Source organism: Rathayibacter rhapontici, from assembly GCF_001995175.1.
In the GTDB taxonomy this organism is placed as follows: Bacteria; Actinomycetota; Actinomycetes; order Actinomycetales; family Microbacteriaceae; genus Rathayibacter.
The window spans coordinates 1-21,290 of sequence record NZ_MUKN01000061.1; the positions used below are offsets into that span (position 1 = coordinate 1).

The following is a 21,290-nucleotide window of genomic DNA, read 5'->3' on the forward strand; positions in this document are numbered from 1 at the left end:
CTACCTCAGTGGTGACCCCAACGCCGGCTATGGACGCGGAGTGCCCGCCCCGTCCTCGGCCGCCCGCTGGCGCGAGGTCGGCCTGGACCGCCTCACGTCCCGGCTCGAGAGCCTCGACACCTCGGACGGCGTCCGCCGCCGCACCCGCTGGTCCGCCGCGGACCTCGACGCGGCGCTCCTGGTCGACGAGCACTGGACGGCCGACGGCGACGCGGTCGTCCTCCGCGCCGACCTCGCGCCCACGGGCCGCTGGGACCTCGTCTGGCCGCGCCTCGGGCTCACGTTCGAGCTGCCGGCGCGATCGGCGGAGCCGAGTGGTTCGGCACCGGTCCGCTCGAGTCGTACCCCGACAGCCTCCGCGCCGCCCGCGTGGGTCGGTTCTCGGCGGAGATCGACGCGCTGACGACGCCGTACGCGCGGCCGCAGGAGAGCGGGCACCGCTCGTCGGTGCGCGAGCTCGTGCTGCACGAGGACGGCGCACCGCGCCTGCGGATCGAGGCCGCCCCCGATCTGCACGGCCGCCTGCCCGGCTTCACCCTCGCCCGGCACACGCCGCAGGAGATCGGCGTCGCGCAGCACCCGCACGAGCTCCCGGAGTCGACGCGCTCGGTCCTCACGATCGACGCGGCCCAGCACGGCCTGGGCTCCCGCGCCTGCGGCCCGGACGTCTGGCCCGACTTCCAGCTGCGCCCCGAGGCGCGCACGATCCTGCTGCGGTTCAGCCGGATCGACTGAGCACCCAGGGCGTGCCGATCACGATCTCTCGTGGTCAGCACGCCTTGGTCGCCCCCGAACCACGGAACGCCCGCGGGACATCATCGTCCCGCGGGCGTTCCGCGTCCTGACCGGCGCTCGCGCCGGCGTCGGATCACTCCTGCGTCGGGTGCGGGAGCGGTCCGCCGATGAAGAGGTCGTCGTACTCGCGGCGACGGCGGATCACGATGTTCGCGATGACGACCGCGAGGATCACGGCCACCAGCGCACCGGCGCCGATCGTCAGCGCCACTCCGGCCGTCTGCCCGGACGCCTCGGTGGAGGGGAGCACCGGCTCAGCGCCGGCGGTCGCGATCGCGATGCCGCAGACCTGAGCCGCGTCGGGCAGATCGGCCGAGACGCCGTCCACGGGGTAGCCGACCGTCACGGCGGCGGTGCGCCCGGAGGCGGTGCCCGTGGCGACGAGGCAGTAGACCGGAGCGGTCGGCGTCGCCACGATCGCGTCGCCCAGCACGAGGTCGGACCAGCCGAGGTCGTCGACCCGGACCGATAGGGGGCCGACCGCGAGGTCCGCCTTCACGCCGGTGGGCGTGACCGCGGCGATCGTCACGGCCTCGCCGGAGTCGAAGCCCCAGACCGCGCCGCGGGGAGCGCCCGTCTCGGTGCCGGAGCCGTCGCGCGGCTCGACGAGCACGCCCGGCCCGGTGGAGGCGACGAGCGAGAAGGTGGTCGAGGCGGTGGAGCCGCGGTCGCCGGTGACGGTGATCGTGTACTCGCCCGTCGCCGACAGCGCCGCGGCCGGCACCGTGGCCGAGCCCGTGCTGGTCGTCGCGCCGTCCTGGCGGGCGTCGCCGGTCAGCGGAGTCTCGGTGCCGTCGGGTGCGCGCAGCACGCCCGAGACGCTCTCGCCGCGCTGGAATCCGGCGTAGGCGGCTCCCACTCCGTAGAAGCGGGCGAGATCGAGCGTCAGCGCACCCGGGTCCACTCCCGCGTCGCGGGTGAGGTAGACCGAGACGGCGGGAGCCGCGGCCTCGGCGACCGGCTGCCCCTCGGCGACCGGAGCAGGTGCCGCGGCCGGGTCGGCGGCGGAGGTCGAGAGCAGGGTGCGACCGGGGGCGGAGGGCCGCGGAGCCGTCGTGCCGGCCTCGGTGGTGGCGGTACCGCCGGCGGAGCCTCCGGCCGGAGCCTGCGGCTGCGCGGGCTGGTTCGGCTGAGCCGGCTGGGCGGGCTGATTCGGCTGAGCGGGCTGCGGAGCCGGCTGGTTCGGCTGCGCAGGCTGGGGCTGCGAGGGCTGCTCCGGCTGCGTCGGCGTGCTCGGCTGGGGCTCCGGCTCGGACGGCGTGGTCGGCTGCTCCGGCTGCGACGGCACACCCGGCACCTGGGGCGCCGGCTCCTCGGAGGGCACGCTCGGCACGGTCGGGGTCTCCGGCTCCGGCTCGGGCTCCGGCTCGACGACCGGCGGCACCTCCTCGACGGGCGGGACCACCGGCGCGACCGGCTCCGTGACCGCGGGCGCGAGACTCCGGGCACCAGCTCGGTCGCCTGAGCGGCGGCGGGCAGCGCGAGGCCGGCGACGAGCGCGGCCAGGACGAGCGCGGAGGCCGCGGTGCGGCGTCGCTGACGTGACATGGATGTTCCTCCCCGGCGGAGTGCTGAGTGCACCCCGGATGCGGGGAGCGGCGGTCCCCGCAAAGAGACTATGCGGATCACAGCCTCACTCGGAGGCCACTCCGTCCCCCGTGTGTGGGGTCCACCGCAACGATCCGGTCACGGACGCGTGTCGGAACGGCGATCGGCCGCCGTCGGTCGGGAGCGGTCAGACCTCGAAGTCGACGCAGGCCCGCTCGCGCACGAGGGGCCGGATGAAGCCCGCGACGCGGCGGTGCTCCGGGTGCTCGACGTAGACGTTCAGCGCGTCGGCGTCGGCGTAGTCCGCGATCAGCACCATGTCGAAGTTGTCCTTCGGGAACAGCGTGTTCTTCCCGATCGTCATCGACTCGATCTCGGGGATGATCGGCAGCAGTCCCCGCAGCGCCTCCGAGATCTGCTCGGTGTGCTCGGCCCGCTGCGCCGGGTCGACGGCGTTCAGCTTCCAGGCGACGACGTGGCGGACGGTCATGAGTGCTCCAGGAGGGCTCGGCGGAGGCGGACGGGGTCGATGCGCCAGTAGTTGTGGACGCGACCGTCGATCAGGAGGACGGGGATCTCCTCGACGAAGCGCTCGTGCAGCTCGGCGTCGTCCAGGATCGAGACCTCCGTCAGCGAGACGGCCGGAGCGGCGGGCCCGAGCTCGGCGAGGACCCCCTGCACCACCGCTCGGGCGTCGTCGCAGAGGTGGCAGCCGGGCTTCCCCACGAGAGTCAGCGCGATGTCCACCATGCTCCCAGTTTAGAGGGGAGGCGCGGGCGGCCCGACCGCGCTGGCGCAGGGCGCGCAGCCGCACCGCCGCGCGCGACCGGAGCGTCCCCGGACGCAGACGAGCGCCCGATCCCGGAGGGGAGCGGACGCTCGAAGGGGAAGAGGCCGGGGCCTACTTCTTGTTGCGACGCTGGTGGCGAGTCTTGCGAAGCAGCTTGCGGTGCTTCTTCTTCGCCATACGCTTGCGACGCTTCTTGATAACAGAACCCACGAAGACCTCACAACGTTCAGGGGGGTCGACCGCCCGACGGACGGCCGCTTACGAGAAAATGCCTCACGCGAGCTTACACGACCGAGCGGGCGCCCGGAGTCACGGCCTAGCAGACCCCCGTCGCGGCGAGCGCCCCGACACGCGTCACTTCCGGATGCGCAGCGCCTCGGCGACCTTCGTCGCCCCCTCGCTCACGCCGCGCTGGATGTCCTGCACCACTGTGCTGACCTGGTGCGTGCGCTCCGCGATCGCCCGGCCCAGCGACTCCGCCCGGGCCGCGGCCGCCGCGTCGAGCAGAGCGGGCTCGTCGTCCTCCTCGAGGAACGGCAGCAGCCAGTCCTCGACCTCCTCGAGCGGCGAGTACTGCAGGGCGTAGAAGCGGTGCTGCCCGCTCTCGCGCACCGTGACGAGTCCCGCGTCGCGCAGCACCTTGAGGTGCTTCGACACGGTCGGCTGGCTGAGCTCGAGGCGGGCGACGAGCTGCGAGACGCTGATGCCCCCGGCGCCCGACGGGCCCGCCTCCCTCTGCTCGCGCAGGAGGGAGAGGATGTCGCGGCGGGTGCCGTCGGCGATCACCGCGAAGATGTCCGGCATGCGCCCAGAGTAGTCAGCACCCCGCGTCGGCGCCCGGGAGCGGCGCCGACGCCCGTCGTCGGGCCCGGGCGCGGCACGGCGAGCGGGTAGCATGGCCGCGATCGAGTGGAGGATCCGCCGTGGTGGTTCGCCAGCAGTTCCGCAGCCCCGTCGGGGTCTCGCCCGTCTCCCCGTGGTCGGGCTTCGAGCGGGCCCGCGACCTCATCGACGACTTCGCCGGCCGCTCCCCCTCGCGCTTCGCGATCCTGATCTTCTCGGCGCTGATCCTGGTCTTCACGCTCCTCTTCTCCCTGCCGGTCTCGACGACCGCCGGCGAGGTCACTCCGCTGCACGACGCGTTCTTCACCGCCATGTCCGTCATCTGCGTCACGGGCCTGGCCACGGTCGACATGGCGACGCACTGGTCGGCGTTCGGCCACTCCGTGATCTTCATCGGCGTCAACATCGGCGCACTGGGCGTGCTCACCCTGGCGTCGATCATGGGCATGGCCGTCTCGCGCCGCCTCGGCCTCCGCGCCAAGCTCATGGTCGCGAGCGACTCGAACCCGCTGCGGATCCACTCGGGGCCCGTCGCCGAGGGCCAGGCCGTGCGGCTCGGCGAGATCGGCGGGCTGCTCACCACGGTGGCCGTGAGCGCCGCCGTGATCGAGATCGTCGTCGCACTCCTGCTGTTCCCGCGGATGCTGATCGACGGGATCCCGGTCGGCGAGGCGGTGTGGCACTCCTTCTACTACTCGGCGATGGCGTTCACCAACACCGGGTTCTCGCCCAACGCCGCCGGGCTCACCCCGTTCCAGGACGACTACTGGTTCCTCGGGATCCTGATGATCGGCGTCTTCCTCGGCTCGATCGGCTTCCCCGTCATCTACGCCTTCTCGCGCGGCTGGCGCCGCCCGCGCAAGTGGTCGGTGCACGTGAAGCTCACGCTCGTCACCTCCCTGATCCTGCTGGTCGCCGGGGCGGCGCTCTACATCGTGCTCGAGTTCGACAATCCGAAGACGTTCGGCGTGCTCGACGCGGGCGACACCGTCTTCCAGTCGTTCTTCCTCTCGACGATGACCCGGTCGGGCGGCTTCTCGACCATCGTCATCCCCGATCTGAACGGCTCCAGCCTGCTCGTCACCGACATGCTGATGTTCATCGGCGGCGGCTCGGCCTCGACCGCGGGCGGGATCAAGGTCACGACGCTGGCGATCCTGTTCCTCGCCGCGTTCGCGGAGGCCCGCGGCACCAACGACATGGAGGCGTTCGGCCGCCGGATCCCCAACGACGTCCTGCGCCTGGGGGTCTCGGTCGTGCTGTGGGGAGCGACGACGGTCGCCGTCTCGTCGGTGATCATCCTGCACATCACGAAGGCCTCCCTCGACTACGTGCTGTTCGACGTGATCTCGGCGTTCGCGACGTCGGGGCTGTCGACGGGGATCACGGCGGAGCTCCCGCCCTCCGGCGTCTACGTGCTGGCGCTGACGATGTTCATGGGCCGCGTTGGTACCGTGACTCTCGCCGCCGCGCTCGCCGCGAGTCAGCGGAGGCAGTTGTTCAGACGACCGGAAGAGAGGCCCATCGTTGGTTGACCGCATCAGGTACGACGCCCCGGTGCTGGTGATCGGCCTCGGGCGCTTCGGTGCCGCCACGGCCGGCCAGCTCGACCGACTCGACCGCGAGGTGCTCGCCGTCGACGCCGACGCCGGGCTCGTGCAGAAGTGGTCCGAGCGGGTCACCCACGCGGTGCAGGCGGATGCGCGCTCGCTCGACGCCCTCGCGCAGATCGGCGCGCAGGACTTCCAGGTCGCCGTCGTCGCCGTCGGGTCCTCGATCGAAGCGTCCGTGCTCATCACCGCGAACCTCGTCGACCTCAAGATCCCGCAGATCTGGGCCAAGGCCATCTCGCGCTCGCACGGCAAGATCCTCGAGCGCATCGGCGCGAACCACGTCATCTACCCCGAGGCCGAGGCGGGCGAGCGCGTGGCGCACCTGGTCTCGGGCCGGATGCTCGACTTCATCGAGTTCGACGACGACTTCGTGCTCGCCAAGATGTACCCGCCCAAGCCCATCCGCGGTCTCACGCTCACGGAGTCGGGGGTCCGCCGCAAGCACCGCGTCACGGTGGTGGGCGTCAAGAGCCCCGGCAAGCCGTTCACCTACGCGACCGAGCAGACCGTGGTCTCGAACCACGACCTCATCGTCGTCAGCGGCACGCCCAGCGACATCGAGCGCTTCGCAGCCCTGGGCTCGTAGGCGCGGGGCGTCTCAGGACGCGGCGAGCTCCCGCGCGCGCGCGAGCGCCGCGTCCGTCGCCCGGGCGAAGAGCGACGCCATGTCCGCCTCCTGCAGCACGGCGATCGCCCGCTCGGTCGTCCCGTTCGGGCTCGTGACCCGGCGGCGCAGCTCGGCGGGCTCCTCGCCCGAGTGCACGAGCAGCTCGGCCGCGCCGAGGAACGTGCCCGTCACCATCGTCGACGCCTGCCCGCGGGTGAATCCCTTGGCGATCGCCGCCGCGATCAGCTCCTCGATCAGGAGGAACACGTAGGCGGGTCCCGAGCCCGAGATCGTCGAGAGCGCGTCCAGCTGCGACTCCGGGACCTCGACGACCTCGCCCACCGTCTCGAACAGGCGGCGGACGAGCGCGAGGTCCTCGTCGCTCGAACGCGTTCCGGCGCTCAGCCCTGTGACGGCGCGGCCGACGACGGCCGGCGTGTTCGGCATCGAGCGCAGCACCGGCACCGAGTCCGGCAGTCGGCTCTCGAACGTCGCGACCGTGACTCCGGCCGCGACGCTCACCACGACGGTCCCCGGAGCGAGCGCGTCGGCGATCTCCTCCAGCAGCGCGGGCACCATGTGCGGCTTCACCGCGACGAGCACGACGGAGGCGCCCTCGACGGCGCGGCGGTTCGCGTCGGCGTCGTCCCCCGTGGCGAACGCGGTGACGACCGGGTGGTCCTTCCACGCGGCGGCCTTGGCGGCGTCGCGGTTCGTCACCCGGACCCCGCCCTCGATGCGCACGCCGGGCGCGAGCAGCCCGCTGAGGATCGCACCGCCCATCGAGCCCAGGCCGAGCACGGCGATGGAGGGGAGCAGCACGGTGTCGTCGGTCACCCGCTCATCCTACGAAGCCGGACGCGGCGGCCCCTCGCCCGCCCCGCGACGGGGTCCTCGCACGGTCCGGCAGGACCCTAGGATGATCCGACCACCGACCGGCACCACCAGGATCCTCGAGGAGACCACGTGAGCGCATCCGACGTCGGTGGAGCGGGCACCGCTCCCGTCCCCCACCCGGCTCCCCCGCACGAGAGCGCCGGCTGAGGTGCGACGCGCGCTGGCGATCGTCAACGAGCGGGGAGCGGGACTCGGAGTCCTCGAGCCGATGCTCCAGGATCAGGGCTGGAGCGTGGAGGCGCTCGCGGCGACCGATCTGGGCTCCGTCGATCTCGACGAGCCGGATCTGGTGGTCACCCTCGGCTCCAGTGCGGGCGTCTACGAGACCGCCCGCCACCCGTTCATCGCACCCGAGATCGCCCTGCTGCAGGATCGGCTGCACCACCGCCGTCCGACCCTCGGGATCTGCTTCGGCGCTCAGCTGATCGCCGCCGCGCTCGGCACGGACGTGCACCCGGGGCCCACCCGCGAGGTCGGGTTCCGCTCGATCGCGCCGACCGCCGAGGGGATGCGCTCGCCGCTGCGCCACGTCGCGGGCGTGCCCGTCATGCAGTGGCACGGCGACACCTTCGCCCTGCCTGCGGGGACGACGCTCCTCGCCTCCTCCGAGGCCTACGAGGTCGAGGCCTTCGGCATCGACGAGTGGCTGCTCGGGGTGCAGTTCCATCCCGAGCTCACGGGCGCGATGGCCGCCCGCTGGCTCGAGGGCGACGCCGAGTACGCGGCCGCGGCGGGCTACACGGCGGCCGAGCTCGACCTTGACGTGCGCGAGGGCCGCTTCGACCGGATGCGCGGGGCGACGGAGCTCGTGCTCGCGGAGTGGCTCGCGGGGCACTCCCGCGACTGAGGGTCCGCCCGCTCAGCGCCGGGCGTGGAAGAAGTCGAGCAGCAGCCGCGTGCTCTCCTCGGCGCGCAGGCCCGGGTACACCTCGGTCGTCCAGGTGTGCCGGCGATCGCGGAGGAGGTCGTGCAGCGAGCCCACCGCTCCCGCCTTCTCGTCCCATGCGCCGAACACGACGCGGTCGAGGCGCGCGGCCAGGATCGCCCCGGCGCACATGACGCACGGCTCGAGCGTCACGACGAGCGTGCAGCCCGTGAGCTGCCAGTCGCCCCGGGCGGCCGCCGCGTCCCGCAGCGCCACCACCTCGGCGTGCGCGGTCGGGTCGGTGCGCAGCTCGCGCTCGTTCCGCCCCCGCCCGACGACGCGACCCGAGGAGTCGACCACCACGGCCCCGACGGGCACGTCGCCCCAGCCCGCGGCGCGGCGGGCCTCGTCGAGCGCGAGCCCCATCCAGTCGTCGGCGGCGGAGGGGAGGCGGAGGTCGCTGTCGCGCATCGCGCCCCCTCGTGCCCGCGTCCGGTCCGGCCGCGCTCGGACCGGGAAGTAGATTGAGCTTATGCGCGTCCACGTAGCCGACCACCCGCTGATCACGCACAAGCTCACCGTGCTGCGCGACAAGCGCACCCCCTCCCCCACCTTCCGGCAGCTCGCCGAGGAGCTGATGACCCTGCTCGCCTACGAGGCGCGCGCGGCGTCCGCACCAGGACCGTGACGATCGAGACCCCCGTCACGCAGACCACGGGTCTCGCGCTCAGCGACCCGCAGCCGCTGGTGGTCCCGATCCTCCGCGCGGGCCTGGGCATGCTCGAGGGCATGGTCAAGCTGATCCCGACCGCCGAGGTCGGCTTCCTCGGCATGGCGCGCAACGAGGAGACGCTCGAGCCCACGACCTACGCCGAGCGCCTGCCCGACGACCTCTCGAACCGCCAGTGCTTCGTCCTGGACCCGATGCTGGCGACCGGAGGCTCGCTCATCGCGGCGATCCGGTTCCTCTTCGACCGCGGAGCCGTCGACGTCACCGCCGTCTGCCTCCTCGCTGCTCCGGAGGGTCTCGCCGCCGTCGAGAAGGCGTTCGAGGGCCGCGAGGTGACCATCGTCCTGGGCGCGCTCGACGACCACCTGAACGAGCTCGGCTACATCGTCCCGGGCCTCGGCGACGCGGGCGACCGGCTCTACGGCCTCGCGGGCTGATCGCTCCCTCCTCCGGGTGCCGTCGAGCGCCCGGAGGAGCCGATCCTGCGCCGGATCCTGGACGCGGACCTGAAATCTGTTGACTCGGTCCGTCACAGTCCGCTTTACTGTCCCCCATGACTGACAACGCGCACGCCCTGACCTCCCTTGAGGCCATCGGGGATGCCGGCATGATGATGGCCGGCGGCCTCGTCATGTGTTGTCGAATGTGTGCGTGAGGCACTGACCTCGCCGGGTTCCCGCACAGCCTCCGCCCTCCGATCCTCCTGACCGGGCTCCACGCCCCGTCCGATCGGCACGGCGTTGCAGGCGCGGCGAACCCCTCGGATGAACTCCATCCGCCCCCGCCGGACCGCGCCACGCGGACACCGGCACCGCAGCGCACACCCGGATCCGCTCTCCCGGACACTCGTCCCGGATCGACCAGCCCCAAGGATCTGCCATGTCCCTCCTCCACGCCCGCACCGTCCCTTCTCCCGCCGCCCTCGAGACGCCCCGCCTCCAGGCCGCTCCCGAGAGCCTCCCGGCCGCCCCCCGCCTCCGCGCCGTGCCCCAGGGCACCGAGGCCCGCGGCTTCGCCCTCTACGTCGGCATCGACGAGGCCAAGGCCCGCGCCGCCGGAGTCGACCTCGGCCGCCTCGTCGAGGAGCTCAAGCGCGTCACCGCGCTCCTCGCCCCCGACGCCGAGACCTACGCCTCCGTCGCCCTCGCCCCGCAGCGCCGGCGGCCGCGACGTGGACGTCGTCCGCCTCGCCCTCCAGGACCCGGCCGCCGTCGCCAAGCGCCGCGCCGACGCCGAGCCCGACCCCGACCGCGCACCCGGTGGAGTCGTCATCGACATCTCCCGCAAGCGCGTGATCCTCGACGACGAGACCACCGCCCTCACCTACAAGGAGTTCGAGCTGCTGCAGTACCTCGTCCTCCGCGAGGGACGCACCATCGAGCGCGCCGAGCTCATCGCCTCCCTCTGGGGAGCCGCCGACGACGACGCCCCCAACGAGCGCACCATCGACGTCCACGTCCGCCGCCTCCGCGCCAAGCTCGGCCGCTACGAGGACATCGTCCGCACCGTCCGCGGCGTCGGCTACCGCTTCGACCGCCACGCCGACGTCGCCATCCGCTACGCCTCCACGCCGTCGCCCGACCTTTTCTGAGGGAGGGGCGCAAGCGCTCCTCCCTCAGGGGCCGGGCGGTGCTTGCTCGCTGAGGGAGCGCGAGCGCTCCCTCAACCGCGGTCGGCTTCGCGACGGGTCGCGTTCCGCAGAGCGAGGTGCGTTCGGCTCGCTCGAAACGCTCGCACGCGTTTCTCGCCCATCGCCTTCGAGACGGGCGGTTGGCCGAGGCGCGTGGCCTAGGCTTCGCCGGCACGGTCCGGACGAGGTGCGGCTTCGCCGGCATGGTGTGACGGACGTCAGGTCGCTCCGGCGGCCTCCTCGACGGGAGGCTTGAGGACGGCCTGCTCCAAGAGGTCCGAAGCGCTCTCTCGCGGGGACTCGATCGCCTCGGTGCCGGTAGCAGGCGCGCCGTCAGACGCCGTCGCGAGGAGCGGGGCGGGGGTGGTCGGCGGCTCCGGATGGAGGAGCTCGGCGCGCGTTCCGGGAGGGGTCGGCGAGTGGATGCGGGGCTCAGGGAAGTGTCAGGAAATGGGAGCTTGCGGCGTTATCGATCCGTTATATAGTTCAAGAGCGTTAGTCGTTTGCTGTGGCGGCGAAGCGCGAATGTGATTGCAGGACACTCTTGGTGCAAGGGAATGAAGGCCGGCCGCTCGCCTCAGCGGCCGGCCTTCTGTCGTTCCGGCGCGGGGCCTCGGAGCCGTAGGCGCGGCAGCCGTACGGATCGCGCAGTTGCGCTCCCCGCCGAGTGGCGACCCCGTATCCTGGGCACGACGGAGGAGGTCCGGTGGGTTCGAGACGCGCTGTCGCCGCCTGGGAGGCGCTGTTCCGCGCGCAGGTGCACGTGATGCGGGCGCTCAGCAGCGAGTTCCCCTCCAAGGAGATCTCCCTCAACGAGTACGACGTCCTCTTCAACCTCACCCGGCAGCCCGAGCGCCGCGCACGGCTGCGCGACCTCAACAAGCACGTGCTGCTCACCCAGCCCAGCGTCAGCCGGCTGATCGACCGGCTCGTGAGCCGCGGCTACGTCAGCAAGAGCGAGGATCCGAACGACGCCCGCGGCACGGTCATCGCGATCACCGACGAGGGCTACGACCTGTTCCGCCACGTGGCACTCCGTCACATGGCGACGATCTCGCAGCACGTCGGCGACGCGCTCGACGACGACGAGCTGGCCCAGCTGACGGCGCTCTGCGACAAGCTCCGCGCGAACGTCGCTTCGGCCTGACCCGCGACGAGGACGGAGCGCAGTCGCTCCTCCCCAGGCGGGCTCCCCGCTAGCACTCCCCGGACGGCGCGGCCAGCACTTCGCGGCGAGGTCGGCCTCGCGGATCATGGAGGGACCATGAGCACCTCCTCCCCGACCCTCGTCTGGCTCCGCGACGACCTCCGCCTGGCCGACAACCCCGCGCTGCGGGCGGCGATCGAGCGCGGCGCCCCGCTCGCGGTCTGCTACGTGCTCGACGACGAGTCGCCGGGCATCCGGCCGCTCGGCGGCGCGGCCCGCTGGTGGCTGCACGGCAGCCTCAGCGCGCTGGGCGACGACCTCTCCTCGATCGGCGGGTCGCTGATCCTGCGCCGCGGACCTGCGGAGGCCGTGATCCTGCAGCTCGCCGAGGAGCTCGGCGCCGGCGCCGTGCACTGGAACCGGCGCTACGGAGGCGCTGAGCGCGCCGTCGACACCGCCGTGAAGGAGGGACTCCGCTCGCGCGGCACCGAGGCCGAGAGCCACCAGGGCTCGCTCCTGTTCGAGCCGTGGACCGTGCAGACCGGCGGCAACGGCCCCTACTCCGTCTACACGCCGTTCGCCCGCGCCTGCAAGAAGAAGGAGGCGCCGCGTGCGCCGCTCCCCCGGCCGCGCTCGATCGACGGAGTCTCCTCCGCCGTCGAGTCCGACCGGCTCGACGGCTGGGGTCTGCTGCCGACCCGTCCCGACTGGGCGGGCGGGCTCCGAGAGCGCTGGGTGCCGGGCGAGGAGGCCGCGGCAGATCGGCTGCGGGCCTTCATCGCCGAGCAGCTCGACGACTACTCCGACGGCCGCGACCGGCCCGCCGACGACGCCACCTCGAACCTCTCGGCCCACCTGCGCTGGGGCGAGATCAGCCCCTTCCAGGTGTGGCAGGCCGTGGTGGAGTCGCGCGGCGAGGGACCGCACCACGAGCAGGGACGGGAGCGCTTCGCCTCGGAGGTGCTGTGGCGCGAGTTCTGCTACCACCTGCTGTTCCACTGGCCCGATCTGGCGACCGCCAACTTCGACACCCGCTTCGACCGCTTTCCCTGGGCGCACGCGACGCAGCACGACATCGACGCGTGGCACCGGGGCCGCACCGGCTATCCGCTCGTGGACGCCGGCATGCGCGAGCTCTGGCGGACGGGCTACATGCACAACCGCGTCCGGATGGTCACCGCCTCGTTCCTGATCAAGAACATGCTCGTCGACTGGCGCGTGGGCGAGGAGTGGTTCTGGGACACGCTCGTCGATGCGGATCCAGCGAGCAACGCCGCCAACTGGCAGTGGGTCGCCGGATCCGGCGCCGACGCGTCGCCGTTCTTCCGGGTCTTCAACCCGGTCACCCAGTCGCACAAGTTCGATCCGGCCGGCGACTACCTGCGGAAGAACGTTTCCGAGCTCGCCGCCGTCGAGGGCTCCGCGATCCACGAGCCGTGGACGCTCGCCGAGACCCTCACACCGGAGGGCGAGGACTACCCGGCGCCGATCCTCGACCTCAAGGAGACGCGGGCGCACGCGCTCGACGCCTTCGCCCGGATCAAGAGCTCGCCGCGGAGCATCGCGCACCCCGCCGACGACTGAGCGGGCGCCGTCCCACCGCCCCGGTGGCGGCGGGACCGCTCAGATGTACATCGCCGGGTCGATGAAGAAGCCCGGATCCGTCAGCGAGGCGTCGGCGCGACCGGCGGCGCGGAGGTCGCGGGCCGGGATCCCGACCAGCACCGCTCCGTCGACCGCGTCCTTCACGACGACGGCGTTGGCCCCGACGCTCACGTCGGAGCCGAGGACGATCGGTCCGAGCACGACCGACCCCGCGCCCAGCACGACCCGGTCGCCGATCGCCGGGTGCCGGCGCTCGCGCCGGGTCGAGTGCCCGCCGAGCGTGACCCCGTGGTAGAGCAGGCAGTCGTCGCCGATCCGCGCCGTCTCGCCGATCACGACTCCCATGCCGTGGTCGATGAAGAGGCGGCGGCCGATCACCGCGCCGGGATGGATCTCGACCCCCGTCACCGCCCGCGCCAGCTGCGACAGCAGGCGCGCCGGCAGGCGGAATCCGCGCCGCCACCAGCGGTGCGCGACGCGGTGCGCCCAGACGGCGTGCAGACCGGGGTACGAGAGCACCACCTCGAGCGAGCTGCGCGCGGCGGGATCGCGCACCCGGGCGCTGCGCACGTCCTCCCGGAGCCGGGTCAGCGCTCCCGGGTGCGAGGCCGAGGAGCTCAGCTGCGGAGATCCTCGTACAGAACGGTCGAGATGTACCGCTCGCCGAAGTCGCACACGATGGCGACGATCGTCTTCCCGGCGTTCTCGGGCCGCTTGGCGACCTCGAGCGCCGCCCACATGATCGAGCCGGAGGAGATGCCGCCGAGGATCCCCTCCTGCGCCGCCATCTCGCGGGCGACGCGGACCGAGTCGTCGAGGGTGACGTCGATGATCTCGTCGTAGACGTCGCGGTCGAGGTTCGCCGGGACGAAGTTCGCCCCGATGCCCTGGATCTTGTGCGGACCGGCGGTGCCCTGCGTCAGCAGCGGCGAGTCGATCGGCTCGACGCCGATGATCCGCACACCGGGCTTGCGCTCCTTGAGCACCTGGCCGACGCCGGTGATCGTGCCGCCCGTGCCGATGCCGGCCACGAACACGTCGACCTCGCCGTCGGTGTCGTTCCAGATCTCCTCGGCGGTGGTGCGTCGGTGCACCTCGGGGTTCGCGGCGTTCTCGAACTGGCGCGCGAGGATCGCCCCGGGGGTCTCCGCCACGATCGCCTGAGCGCGCTCGACCGCTCCGCGCATGCCCTCGCCGCCCGGGGTGAGCACGATCTCGGCTCCGTAGGCGCGCAGCAGGACCCGGCGCTCGACGGACATGGTCTCGGGCATCGTCAGGATCACCTTGTAGCCGCGCGCCGCGCCGACGAGCGCCAGGGCGATGCCCGTGTTGCCGCTCGTGCCCTCGACGATGGTGCCGCCCGGCGGCAGCTCGCCGGACGCCTCGGCCGCATCGACGATCGCGACTCCGATGCGGTCCTTCACGCTGTTCGCCGGGTTGTAGAACTCGAGCTTCGCGAGCACCACGGCGCTCTCGGCGCCGGAGAGGCGGTTGATGCGGACGAGCGGGGTGTTGCCGACGAGCTGCGTCACGTCGTCGTGGATGCGTGCCATGGTGTGTGCTTCCTGCCTGCAGGGGGCCGTCCCGGGGCCCCGGGGCCGGCTGGTGCCGAGTGGTGCTGGAACGAGGTGCTGCCGTGCGGAGCTCGCGAGGGCCCGCACCCCCCACGATACGGATGCATCGGCTCGGAGGAAGCCCTGTGACGGTCGACCCGCTGCGGTCGGGTCCGCGCCGCGGCTACCAGGTCGGAGCATCGGCTGTACATCCCCCGCCAGAGCGGATGTCCTCCTGCCGGAGGACCCCTGCGCGAGGGGTCGGTCACGTACCATTCTCACGGGGGACATCGCGCGACGGTCGCGAGGCTTTCCGCCGCCCCTCCCCCACGAAGACCGCGGTCCGCCGCGCCGAAAGGACCTCCGCTCCATGGCTCTCCCCACTGCGTCCCGCCGCTCCGACAGGCCGCTCGGGATGTCGTTGAGGGCGATCGTGGGGTTCATCGGCATGAGCATGGTCGCTGGCGTCCTGATCACGGTCGGGGTGACCCCCGCGCTCGCGCTCACCGGTCTCGCGACGACGAACACGATCGGCCTGTTCCAGAACCTGCCGGGCTACCTCGACGTCGGCCAGACCATGCAGCGGACCAACATCTTCGCGGGCGACGGCACCACGCTCCTCGCCTCCGTCTACGACCAGAACCGGGTCGAGGTCGGCTGGGACGAGGTGGCGCAGACGGCCAAGGACGCCGCCGTGGCCGGCGAGGACCCGCGCTTCTACGAGCACGGCGGGATCGACGTCCAGGGCACCCTGCGCGCCCTCGCGGTGACCCTGTCGGGCGACGACCTCCAGGGCGGCTCCTCGATCACTCAGCAGTACGTGAAGAACGTGCTGGTGCAGAAGGCGGAGTCGATCGCGGACGAGGCGGAGCGCGCCGCGGCGTACAAGGTCGCCACCGCGCCGACGCCGGAGCGCAAGCTCAAGGAGATGCGCCTTGCGATCGGCCTCGAGAAGGAGTACTCGAAGGACGACATCCTCCTCGGCTACCTCAACATCGCGCTCTTCGGCGGCACCGTCTACGGCATCGAGGCCGCAGCGAACTACTACTACGGCATCCCGGCGAGCCAGCTCTCGACCGCGCAGGCGGCGGCGCTGCTCGCCATCGTCAACAACCCCGAGAAGTTCCGCTTCGACAACCCCTCGAGCGAGGTGAACGGCGCCGCCAACGGCTACGCCGTGACCAAGGACCGCCGCGACTACATCCTCCGCGAGGAGCTGAAGTACGGGAAGATCGACCAGGCGACCCACGACGCCGCCGTCGCGGAGCCGATCACGCCCGCCATCACGCAGCCCTCGACCGGCTGCGCGACCGCCGGCAACGCCGCGTACTTCTGCGACTACGTGCTCAACGTGCTCCGCAACGACGAGGTCTTCGGAGCCACGGACGACGAGCGCTACGCCAAGATCCGGCAGGGCGGCTTCGACGTCGTCACGACGCTCGACCTCGACATCCAGCAGGTGTCGCAGGCGGCGCTGAACGCCTACGTGCCGCAGACGGACCCGCGGTTCGAGATCGGCGCGACCGCCTCGAGCGTCGAGGCCCGCACGGGCCGCGTGCTCTCGATGGTGCAGAACACGGTCTACAGCCAGGATCCCGAGGTCCTCGCCGCGACGCCCGGCACCAGTGCGGTGAACCTCAACGTCGACGAGGCGATGAGCGGCAGCCGCGGGGTCCAGACGGGCTCCACGTACAAGGTCTTCACGCTGGCGAACTGGCTGACCGCCGGTCACACGCTCAACGAGAGCTTCCCCTCCCCCACGTCCGGCTTCCGCAGCTACCCGCAGAAGTGCAACGTCGACGCGGGCGGCACGACGAGCGTGGGCAGCTGGCGTCCGAAGAACGACTCCCCCTCCGACAACCGCGAGTCCATGAGCGCTGTCATGGCGACCCAGGGCTCGATCAACACCGGCTTCATGGGCATGGCGCGTCAGCTCGACCTCTGCGACATCCGCTCCACGGCCGAGGCCTTCGGGATGCACACCGCCACGAACACCGAGATGTGGTCGACCCCCGCCACGGTGCTGGGCACGAACACCATCGCCCCGCTCACGGTCGCCGGCGCCTACGCGGGCATCGCCAACGACGGAGTCGCCTGCGAGCCGATCGTGATCGACCGCATCACGGGTGCCGACGGCGCCCCGGTGGCCGTTCCCGGCGCGGACTGCGCCCCGGCGGTCTCCCCCGAGGTGGCGCACGGCATGCAGTACGCGATGCAGCGCGTCATGACCTCGGGCACCGGGGTGTCCTCGAACCCGAACGACGGGATCGAGCACATCGGCAAGACGGGGACGACCGACGACGCGGCCGACGTGTGGACCGCCGGCGCCAGCCGCTCCGCCTCCCTCGCCGTCTGGGTCGGCAGCATCAACGGCTTCGACAACGGCAAGAAGGCCAATCTCCGACAGGTCCGGATCACGGGCGAGGACGGCACGATCCAGGCCGCCTCCTCGCGGCACGCGATCTTCCGCCCGATCATGACCGCACTCGACTCCAAGTACGGCGGAGACGACTTCATCGACCCGCCGTCCTCGATGCTCGGCTACTCCACCCGCGCCTCGTCGGTCACCGAGGTCCCCGACGTGACGGGCGCCACCGTCGCGGAGGCGTCCGCGACGCTGCAGGCGGCCGGCTTCACCGCGGGGCACCAGGAGATCGTCGACTCGGCGGAGGTCCCCGCCGGTGCCGTCGTCTGGACGACCCCCAGCGCCGGATCCGACGCGGTCGACGGCGCCGTCATCCCGCTCCAGATCAGCTCGGGCAAGGCGCCGGTGAACCCGAGCGACGCCGCCGACGTCGACGGCGACCTGCTCACCGAGTGATCGGAGCTGCGCTCGACCGAGCGCAGCGCGCCTGCACGGGTCTCACCGCCGCCTCGCCTACAGTGCTGGTGCAGCGAGAGGATCCATCCTGAAGCGACCGAACGTCCCCGTCTTCCAGCCCCGTCGAACCGTCCACGGAGCTCTCGGCGCGCTGGTCGGATTCGTCGTCGTCAGCGTGATCGCAGGACTGCTCGCGACCCTCGCGGTCGCCCCCGCCGTCGCCCTGACCGGGGCGGCCACCTCGGGGACGATCTCGGCGTTCCAATCGCTGCCGAGCTACCTCGAGGTCGGCGCGCTCATGCAGAAGACGGACGTCTACGCGGGCGACCCGGAGGACCCGATGCTCCTCGCCTCCTTCTACGACCAGAACCGCATCGAGGTCTCGGCGGACCGCATCGCCGATTCCGTGAAGGACGCGCTCGTCGCCAGCGAGGATCCACGGTTCTTCGACCACGGCGGCATCGATCTCCAGGGCACCCTGCGCGCGATCGCGAGCACCTACGTCCTCAACAGCGAGACGCAGGGCGGGTCGTCGATCACTCAGCAGTACGTCAAGAACGTGCTGGTGCAGAAGGCCGAGTCGATCAGCGACGAGGCGGATCGCGAGAAGGCCTACGCCGACGCCACGGCGACGACACCGGAGCGCAAGCTCAGGGAGATGCGCCTCGCGATCGGGCTCGAGAAGGAGTACTCGAAGGACGACATCCTGCTCGGCTACCTCAACATCGCCCTGTTCGGAGGGACGGTCTACGGCATCGAGGCTGCGGCCGAGTACTACTACGGAGTCCCGGCCGCCGACCTGACGGTGGGTCAGTCCGCCGCGCTCCTGGCCATCGTGAACAATCCCGAGAAGTTCCGCTTCGATCGTCCGGACGATGCGGAGAACGGCGAGGCGAACGGCTACGCACTGACCACCGCCCGCCGCGACTACATCCTCGACCGCATGCTCGAGTACGGGAGGATCGGCGAGGCCGCGCATGACGCCGCAGTCGAGGAGGCCCTGCAGCCTCGCATCACCCCGCCGTCGACCGGCTGCCAGACCGCCGGGGACGCGGCGTACTTCTGCGACTACGTCTCGCATGTGCTGCGGAACGACCGCGCACTCGGCGACACCGACGACGAGCGGTATGCGGCGGTGAAGCGCGGCGGACTCAAGGTCTACACGACGATCGACCTCACGATGCAGCAGCGCTCGGCCGACGTCATGTCCGAGCAGGTCCCCGCGACGGATCCCCGCTTCGACGTCGGCGCCGCCGCTGTCGGGGTCGAGACCGGCACCGGGCGGATCCTCTCGATGGTGCAGAACAAGCGCTACAGCCAGGACCCCGAGCAGATCGCGTCGGAGGACGGTGGCGAGTACTCCGCGATCAACCTCAATGTCGACGCGGCGTACGGGGGCGGCAACGGCTTCCAGACGGGTTCGACGTACAAGGTCTTCACCCTCATCGAGTGGCTGGAGAACGATCACACCCTGCTCGAGCAGTTCGACGCGCGGAACCAGAACTGGACCGGCTTCCGCGACAGCTGCGACGGGACGCAGAACTACGCCTCTTTCAATCCGCAGAACAACGGCGGGCAGATCTTCCCCGACTCGCTCAATGCGCTCGAGTCGACGATCCAGTCCATCAACACCGGATTCATCGGCATGGCGCACCTGCTCGACCTCTGCGCGATCCGCGACACAGCCGAGGCGTTCGGCGTGCACCGCGCCGACGCCACGGCGCTCCTGAAGTCACCGGCGACCGTGCTCGGCACGAACGAGATCGCCCCGCTCACGATGGCCGTCGCCTACGCCGGCATCGCGAACGACGGGGTCACCTGCTCGGCCGTCGCGATCGACTCGATCGTGGGCCCGGACGGGGAGGACATCACCGCCCCCGAATCCACCTGCACTCGCTCGATGGGCTCGGACGTCGCCCACGCCACTCAGTACGCCCTCCTCCAGGTCACGTCGCAGGGGACCGGCGCTGCCGCGAGCCCGGGGGACGGCACCGAGCACATCACCAAGACCGGGACGACCGATGCGGCGGCGGACGGTTGGACGCTCGGCGCCTCCACCGAGGTCGCGCTCGCCGTGTGGGTCGGCAGCATCTCGCCGTTGAACCCGGCAGGCGACCGCATGGCGCTGGACTCGATCGACTTCGACAGCGGGTCCGCGATCCTCGCGCGCCATCGGATCTGGAATCCGGTCATGGCGGCGTACGACGACGCCTACGGCGGGCGCGCCTTCGCCCGCGCGGACGAGTCCTTCCTGACGGCACCGCAGGTGACCGTCCCCGACGTGTCCGGTCGCAGCGTCGACGCAGCGACGAGCGCGCTCCGAGCGGCCGGCCTGATGGTCGGCGACACCGCCCAGATCGATTCGGATGTGCCGACGGGACAGGTCGCGCTGACGGAGCCCCCAGCCGGGACGTCGGTCGTCAAGGGCTCCGAGGTCGGCCTGCGCCTGAGCACGGGCGCAACCGCCACAGCTCCGCCCCAGCCGTCCGTGTGACCGGCTCGGCGGACTCGGGCGGCGACGAGACTCGAGCGGGCCCGGTCAGCGTCCGAGCGGCGCGGCACGACGGCGGCCGGGCACGGCCAGCAGGAGCACCGCGGCGACGAGCACCGCCACCCCGAGGACCGCGTCGGGCGTGAGGACCTCGCCGAGCAGCGCGACGCCCAGGAGGGTCGCCGTCGCGGGCTCGACCAGGGTGAGGGTCGACACGGTCGCGGCCGGCAGGACCCGGAGGCCCCGCGCGAAGAACGTGTAGGCCACCGCCACCGTCACGACACCGAGCCAGAGGACGGCGGGGAGTGCCGGAGCCAGCACGGTCGGATCCCCCGCGAGCAGCACCGGCAGAGAGAGCAGAGCGGCGACTCCGAACTGGGAGCCCATCGCTGCCGCGGGCGTGAATCCGCGCTCGAGCAGCAGCTTGCCGCAGACGGCGTAGAGGGCGTAGGAGGCGCCCGCACCCGCCGAGCCGAGCAGCCCCGGCACCGAGACGCCCGCGGATCCGCCGCCCGACAGGAGTCCCGCGAGGAGGACCACCCCGACCGCCGCCAGCGCCGTCGACGCGAACCAGCGCGCACTGGGCACGGTGCGCAGGACGAGCCACTCGAGCAGACCCGTGAACGCCGGCGCCGAGCCCAGCGCGACGATCGTGCCGACGGCCACTCCGTTCTCGGCGGTGCCGGTGAAGAAGGCGGGCTGGTACGCCGCGACTCCCCCGGCTCCGAGCAGCACCAGGACGAGCACCGCCGCGGAGGGGCGCGCGACCCGGCGCGACCGGACGGTCTCGACGCCGAGGAGCAGGGCCAGCAGCGCACCGCCGAGGACGATGCGCGCGGCGCCGAGCAGGAGCGGATCGACGCCGCCGGCTCCCAGCGCCTGAGCTGTCCCGGTGGTGCCGAAGCAGACGGCGGCGAGGACGACGGCGCCGATCGCGGGCAGGCGCGCATTCATCCGGACCCCCGTTCCCGCGCCGCTCGGCACCTCGCACCAGTCTTCCAGGGCGCGCACCCGCGACCCGCCCCGCGCCCGGCGCCGTCCGTTCCGCCGTTTCCCAGGATCCCGTCGAGCGGGCGGCGGAGGATGAGGGGTAGCGTCGACGCCGTCGGCAGGAGAGGCGGGGTCATGGGCATCGCGGAGCCGTTCGACGTCGAGAGCTACAGCAGGAGCGCCCACGGCAGTCTCCGGGACGACTTCTCGATCCGGGAGTTCGAGGAGGTGCCGCTCGACCGCGAGGCCATCGTGGCGACCGCCTACCTCCGCGCCCTCGAGCACGCCGTGATCGCCCGCGTCCTGCCCGTCGCCCGCGCGCACCCCGCGCCCGGGTCCGCGGCTTCGCGAGCGCCTGGGCCGCC

Annotated in this window: 19 protein-coding genes and 3 pseudogenes; 12 read left to right on the forward strand and 10 right to left on the reverse strand. The window is 72.0% G+C overall.

All coding sequences use genetic code 11. The features are described from left to right. Together B0T42_RS21575 and B0T42_RS15910 are read left to right on the forward strand one after the other, a co-directional pair. Positions 1-403: pseudogene (locus B0T42_RS21575) on the forward strand (hypothetical protein); the annotation flags it as partial. Next, the gene (locus B0T42_RS15910) at positions 301-735 is read left to right on the forward strand and encodes a beta-galactosidase small subunit-related protein (protein ID WP_236720349.1); all 435 of its coding nucleotides are present in this window, start codon (positions 301-303) and stop codon (positions 733-735) included. The pseudogene B0T42_RS21575 and the gene B0T42_RS15910, both read left to right, overlap by 103 nt. Positions 736-868: 133 nt before the next feature. On the opposite strand, the gene B0T42_RS15915 is transcribed toward B0T42_RS15910, so the two are convergent. The 5 genes from B0T42_RS15915 to B0T42_RS15935 form a co-directional block, all read right to left on the reverse strand. Beyond that, positions 869-2,200 carry a hypothetical protein gene (locus tag B0T42_RS15915; RefSeq protein ID WP_077224051.1) on the reverse strand — a complete coding sequence of 444 codons (1,332 nt, stop codon included), beginning with the start codon at positions 2,198-2,200 and terminating at the stop codon, positions 869-871. Between the two features lie 330 nt (positions 2,201-2,530). Continuing rightward, a complete protein-coding gene (locus B0T42_RS15920) occupies positions 2,531-2,833 on the reverse strand; it encodes a Dabb family protein (RefSeq protein WP_077224052.1) in 303 nt (100 codons plus the stop codon). Continuing rightward, the gene (locus tag B0T42_RS15925; RefSeq protein ID WP_077224053.1) at positions 2,830-3,093 is read right to left on the reverse strand and encodes a glutaredoxin family protein; all 264 of its coding nucleotides are present in this window, start codon (positions 3,091-3,093) and stop codon (positions 2,830-2,832) included. Before B0T42_RS15925 ends, B0T42_RS15920 begins: the two co-directional genes overlap by 4 nt. Before the next feature lie 151 nt (positions 3,094-3,244). Continuing rightward, the gene (locus B0T42_RS15930) at positions 3,245-3,343 is read right to left on the reverse strand and encodes a 30S ribosomal protein bS22 (protein ID WP_003792170.1); all 99 of its coding nucleotides are present in this window, start codon (positions 3,341-3,343) and stop codon (positions 3,245-3,247) included. Between the two features lie 144 nt (positions 3,344-3,487). Beyond that, positions 3,488-3,937 (reverse strand): ArsR/SmtB family transcription factor, encoded by a 450-nt coding sequence (locus B0T42_RS15935; protein ID WP_077224054.1) that lies wholly within the window; start codon positions 3,935-3,937, stop codon positions 3,488-3,490. A 203-nt stretch (positions 3,938-4,140) separates the two neighbouring features. Here B0T42_RS15935 and B0T42_RS15940 point away from each other — a divergent pair, with 203 nt between their 5' ends. Both B0T42_RS15940 and B0T42_RS15945 read left to right on the forward strand, forming a co-directional pair. After that, on the forward strand, positions 4,141-5,511 hold the full coding sequence (locus B0T42_RS15940; RefSeq protein ID WP_236720350.1) for a TrkH family potassium uptake protein: 1,371 nt from the start codon (positions 4,141-4,143) through the stop codon (positions 5,509-5,511). Further along, positions 5,504-6,175, forward strand: coding sequence for a potassium channel family protein (locus B0T42_RS15945; RefSeq protein WP_055790397.1), 672 nt, complete (start codon positions 5,504-5,506; stop codon positions 6,173-6,175). Before B0T42_RS15940 ends, B0T42_RS15945 begins: the two co-directional genes overlap by 8 nt. 12 nt (positions 6,176-6,187) lie before the next feature. Here B0T42_RS15945 and proC read toward each other — a convergent pair whose 3' ends face one another. After that, positions 6,188-7,033: a pyrroline-5-carboxylate reductase gene (proC, locus tag B0T42_RS15950; protein WP_077224055.1), complete on the reverse strand. Its 846-nt coding sequence runs from the start codon at positions 7,031-7,033 to the stop codon at positions 6,188-6,190. A 208-nt stretch (positions 7,034-7,241) separates the two neighbouring features. Between proC and B0T42_RS15955 the strand changes: the two genes are divergently transcribed. Continuing rightward, entirely contained in the window at positions 7,242-7,940 is a 699-nt protein-coding gene (locus B0T42_RS15955; RefSeq protein ID WP_077224056.1) for a glutamine amidotransferase-related protein, read from the forward strand. A 12-nt stretch (positions 7,941-7,952) separates the two neighbouring features. Here B0T42_RS15955 and B0T42_RS15960 read toward each other — a convergent pair whose 3' ends face one another. Next, entirely contained in the window at positions 7,953-8,429 is a 477-nt protein-coding gene (locus tag B0T42_RS15960) for a nucleoside deaminase (protein ID WP_236720347.1), read from the reverse strand. Between the two features lie 61 nt (positions 8,430-8,490). Here B0T42_RS15960 and upp point away from each other — a divergent pair. From upp to B0T42_RS15980, 4 genes and pseudogenes are all read left to right on the forward strand, one after another. Next, positions 8,491-9,125: pseudogene (upp, locus tag B0T42_RS15965) on the forward strand (uracil phosphoribosyltransferase). Between the two features lie 442 nt (positions 9,126-9,567). Beyond that, positions 9,568-10,279 (forward strand): annotated as a pseudogene (locus B0T42_RS15970) (winged helix-turn-helix domain-containing protein). A gap of 805 nt (positions 10,280-11,084) precedes the next feature. Then, the gene (locus tag B0T42_RS15975; RefSeq protein ID WP_077224064.1) at positions 11,085-11,465 is read left to right on the forward strand and encodes a MarR family winged helix-turn-helix transcriptional regulator; all 381 of its coding nucleotides are present in this window, start codon (positions 11,085-11,087) and stop codon (positions 11,463-11,465) included. Between the two features lie 117 nt (positions 11,466-11,582). Continuing rightward, on the forward strand, positions 11,583-13,049 hold the full coding sequence (locus tag B0T42_RS15980; protein WP_077224057.1) for a cryptochrome/photolyase family protein: 1,467 nt from the start codon (positions 11,583-11,585) through the stop codon (positions 13,047-13,049). A gap of 39 nt (positions 13,050-13,088) precedes the next feature. On the opposite strand, the gene epsC is transcribed toward B0T42_RS15980, so the two are convergent. Together epsC and cysK are read right to left on the reverse strand one after the other, a co-directional pair. Next, positions 13,089-13,640 carry a serine O-acetyltransferase EpsC gene (epsC, locus tag B0T42_RS15985; protein WP_236720348.1) on the reverse strand — a complete coding sequence of 184 codons (552 nt, stop codon included), beginning with the start codon at positions 13,638-13,640 and terminating at the stop codon, positions 13,089-13,091. A 47-nt stretch (positions 13,641-13,687) separates the two neighbouring features. Beyond that, positions 13,688-14,623, reverse strand: a complete 936-nt coding sequence (gene cysK / locus B0T42_RS15990) for a cysteine synthase A (protein ID WP_077224058.1) — start codon at positions 14,621-14,623, stop codon at positions 13,688-13,690. Positions 14,624-14,993: 370 nt separating this feature from the next. Between cysK and B0T42_RS15995 the strand changes: the two genes are divergently transcribed. Together B0T42_RS15995 and B0T42_RS16000 are read left to right on the forward strand one after the other, a co-directional pair. Beyond that, complete coding sequence (locus B0T42_RS15995; protein WP_158078156.1) at positions 14,994-17,444, forward strand: penicillin-binding protein; 2,451 nt, start codon at positions 14,994-14,996, stop codon at positions 17,442-17,444. Positions 17,445-17,619: 175 nt separating this feature from the next. After that, positions 17,620-19,938 (forward strand): transglycosylase domain-containing protein, encoded by a 2,319-nt coding sequence (locus B0T42_RS16000; protein ID WP_077224060.1) that lies wholly within the window; start codon positions 17,620-17,622, stop codon positions 19,936-19,938. 45 nt (positions 19,939-19,983) lie between these two features. Here the strand turns inward: B0T42_RS16000 and B0T42_RS16005 are convergent, their stop codons facing one another. Then, positions 19,984-20,889 carry a DMT family transporter gene (locus B0T42_RS16005; protein ID WP_077224061.1) on the reverse strand — a complete coding sequence of 302 codons (906 nt, stop codon included), beginning with the start codon at positions 20,887-20,889 and terminating at the stop codon, positions 19,984-19,986. A gap of 171 nt (positions 20,890-21,060) precedes the next feature. On the opposite strand from B0T42_RS16005, the gene B0T42_RS16010 reads away from it, so the two are divergent. Further along, a partial coding sequence (locus B0T42_RS16010) for a hypothetical protein (protein ID WP_139344543.1) occupies positions 21,061-21,290 on the forward strand: 230 nt, incomplete at its 3' end.

What these genes read in the sequence shown, in the direction of transcription:
- B0T42_RS15920 (WP_077224052.1), bottom strand. Translation starts at nt 2,833, where the DNA reads ATGACCGTCCGCCACGTCGTCGCCTGGAAGCTGAACGCCGTCGACCCG.
- B0T42_RS15925 (WP_077224053.1), bottom strand. Translation starts at nt 3,093, where the DNA reads ATGGTGGACATCGCGCTGACTCTCGTGGGGAAGCCCGGCTGCCACCTC.
- B0T42_RS15935 (WP_077224054.1), bottom strand. Translation starts at nt 3,937, where the DNA reads ATGCCGGACATCTTCGCGGTGATCGCCGACGGCACCCGCCGCGACATC.
- B0T42_RS15960 (WP_236720347.1), bottom strand. Translation starts at nt 8,429, where the DNA reads ATGCGCGACAGCGACCTCCGCCTCCCCTCCGCCGCCGACGACTGGATG.
- B0T42_RS15975 (WP_077224064.1), top strand. Translation starts at nt 11,085, where the DNA reads ATGCGGGCGCTCAGCAGCGAGTTCCCCTCCAAGGAGATCTCCCTCAAC.
- B0T42_RS15980 (WP_077224057.1), top strand. Translation starts at nt 11,583, where the DNA reads ATGAGCACCTCCTCCCCGACCCTCGTCTGGCTCCGCGACGACCTCCGC.
- cysK (WP_077224058.1), bottom strand. Translation starts at nt 14,623, where the DNA reads ATGGCACGCATCCACGACGACGTGACGCAGCTCGTCGGCAACACCCCG.
- B0T42_RS15995 (WP_158078156.1), top strand. Translation starts at nt 14,994, where the DNA reads ATGGCTCTCCCCACTGCGTCCCGCCGCTCCGACAGGCCGCTCGGGATG.
- B0T42_RS16005 (WP_077224061.1), bottom strand. Translation starts at nt 20,889, where the DNA reads ATGAATGCGCGCCTGCCCGCGATCGGCGCCGTCGTCCTCGCCGCCGTC.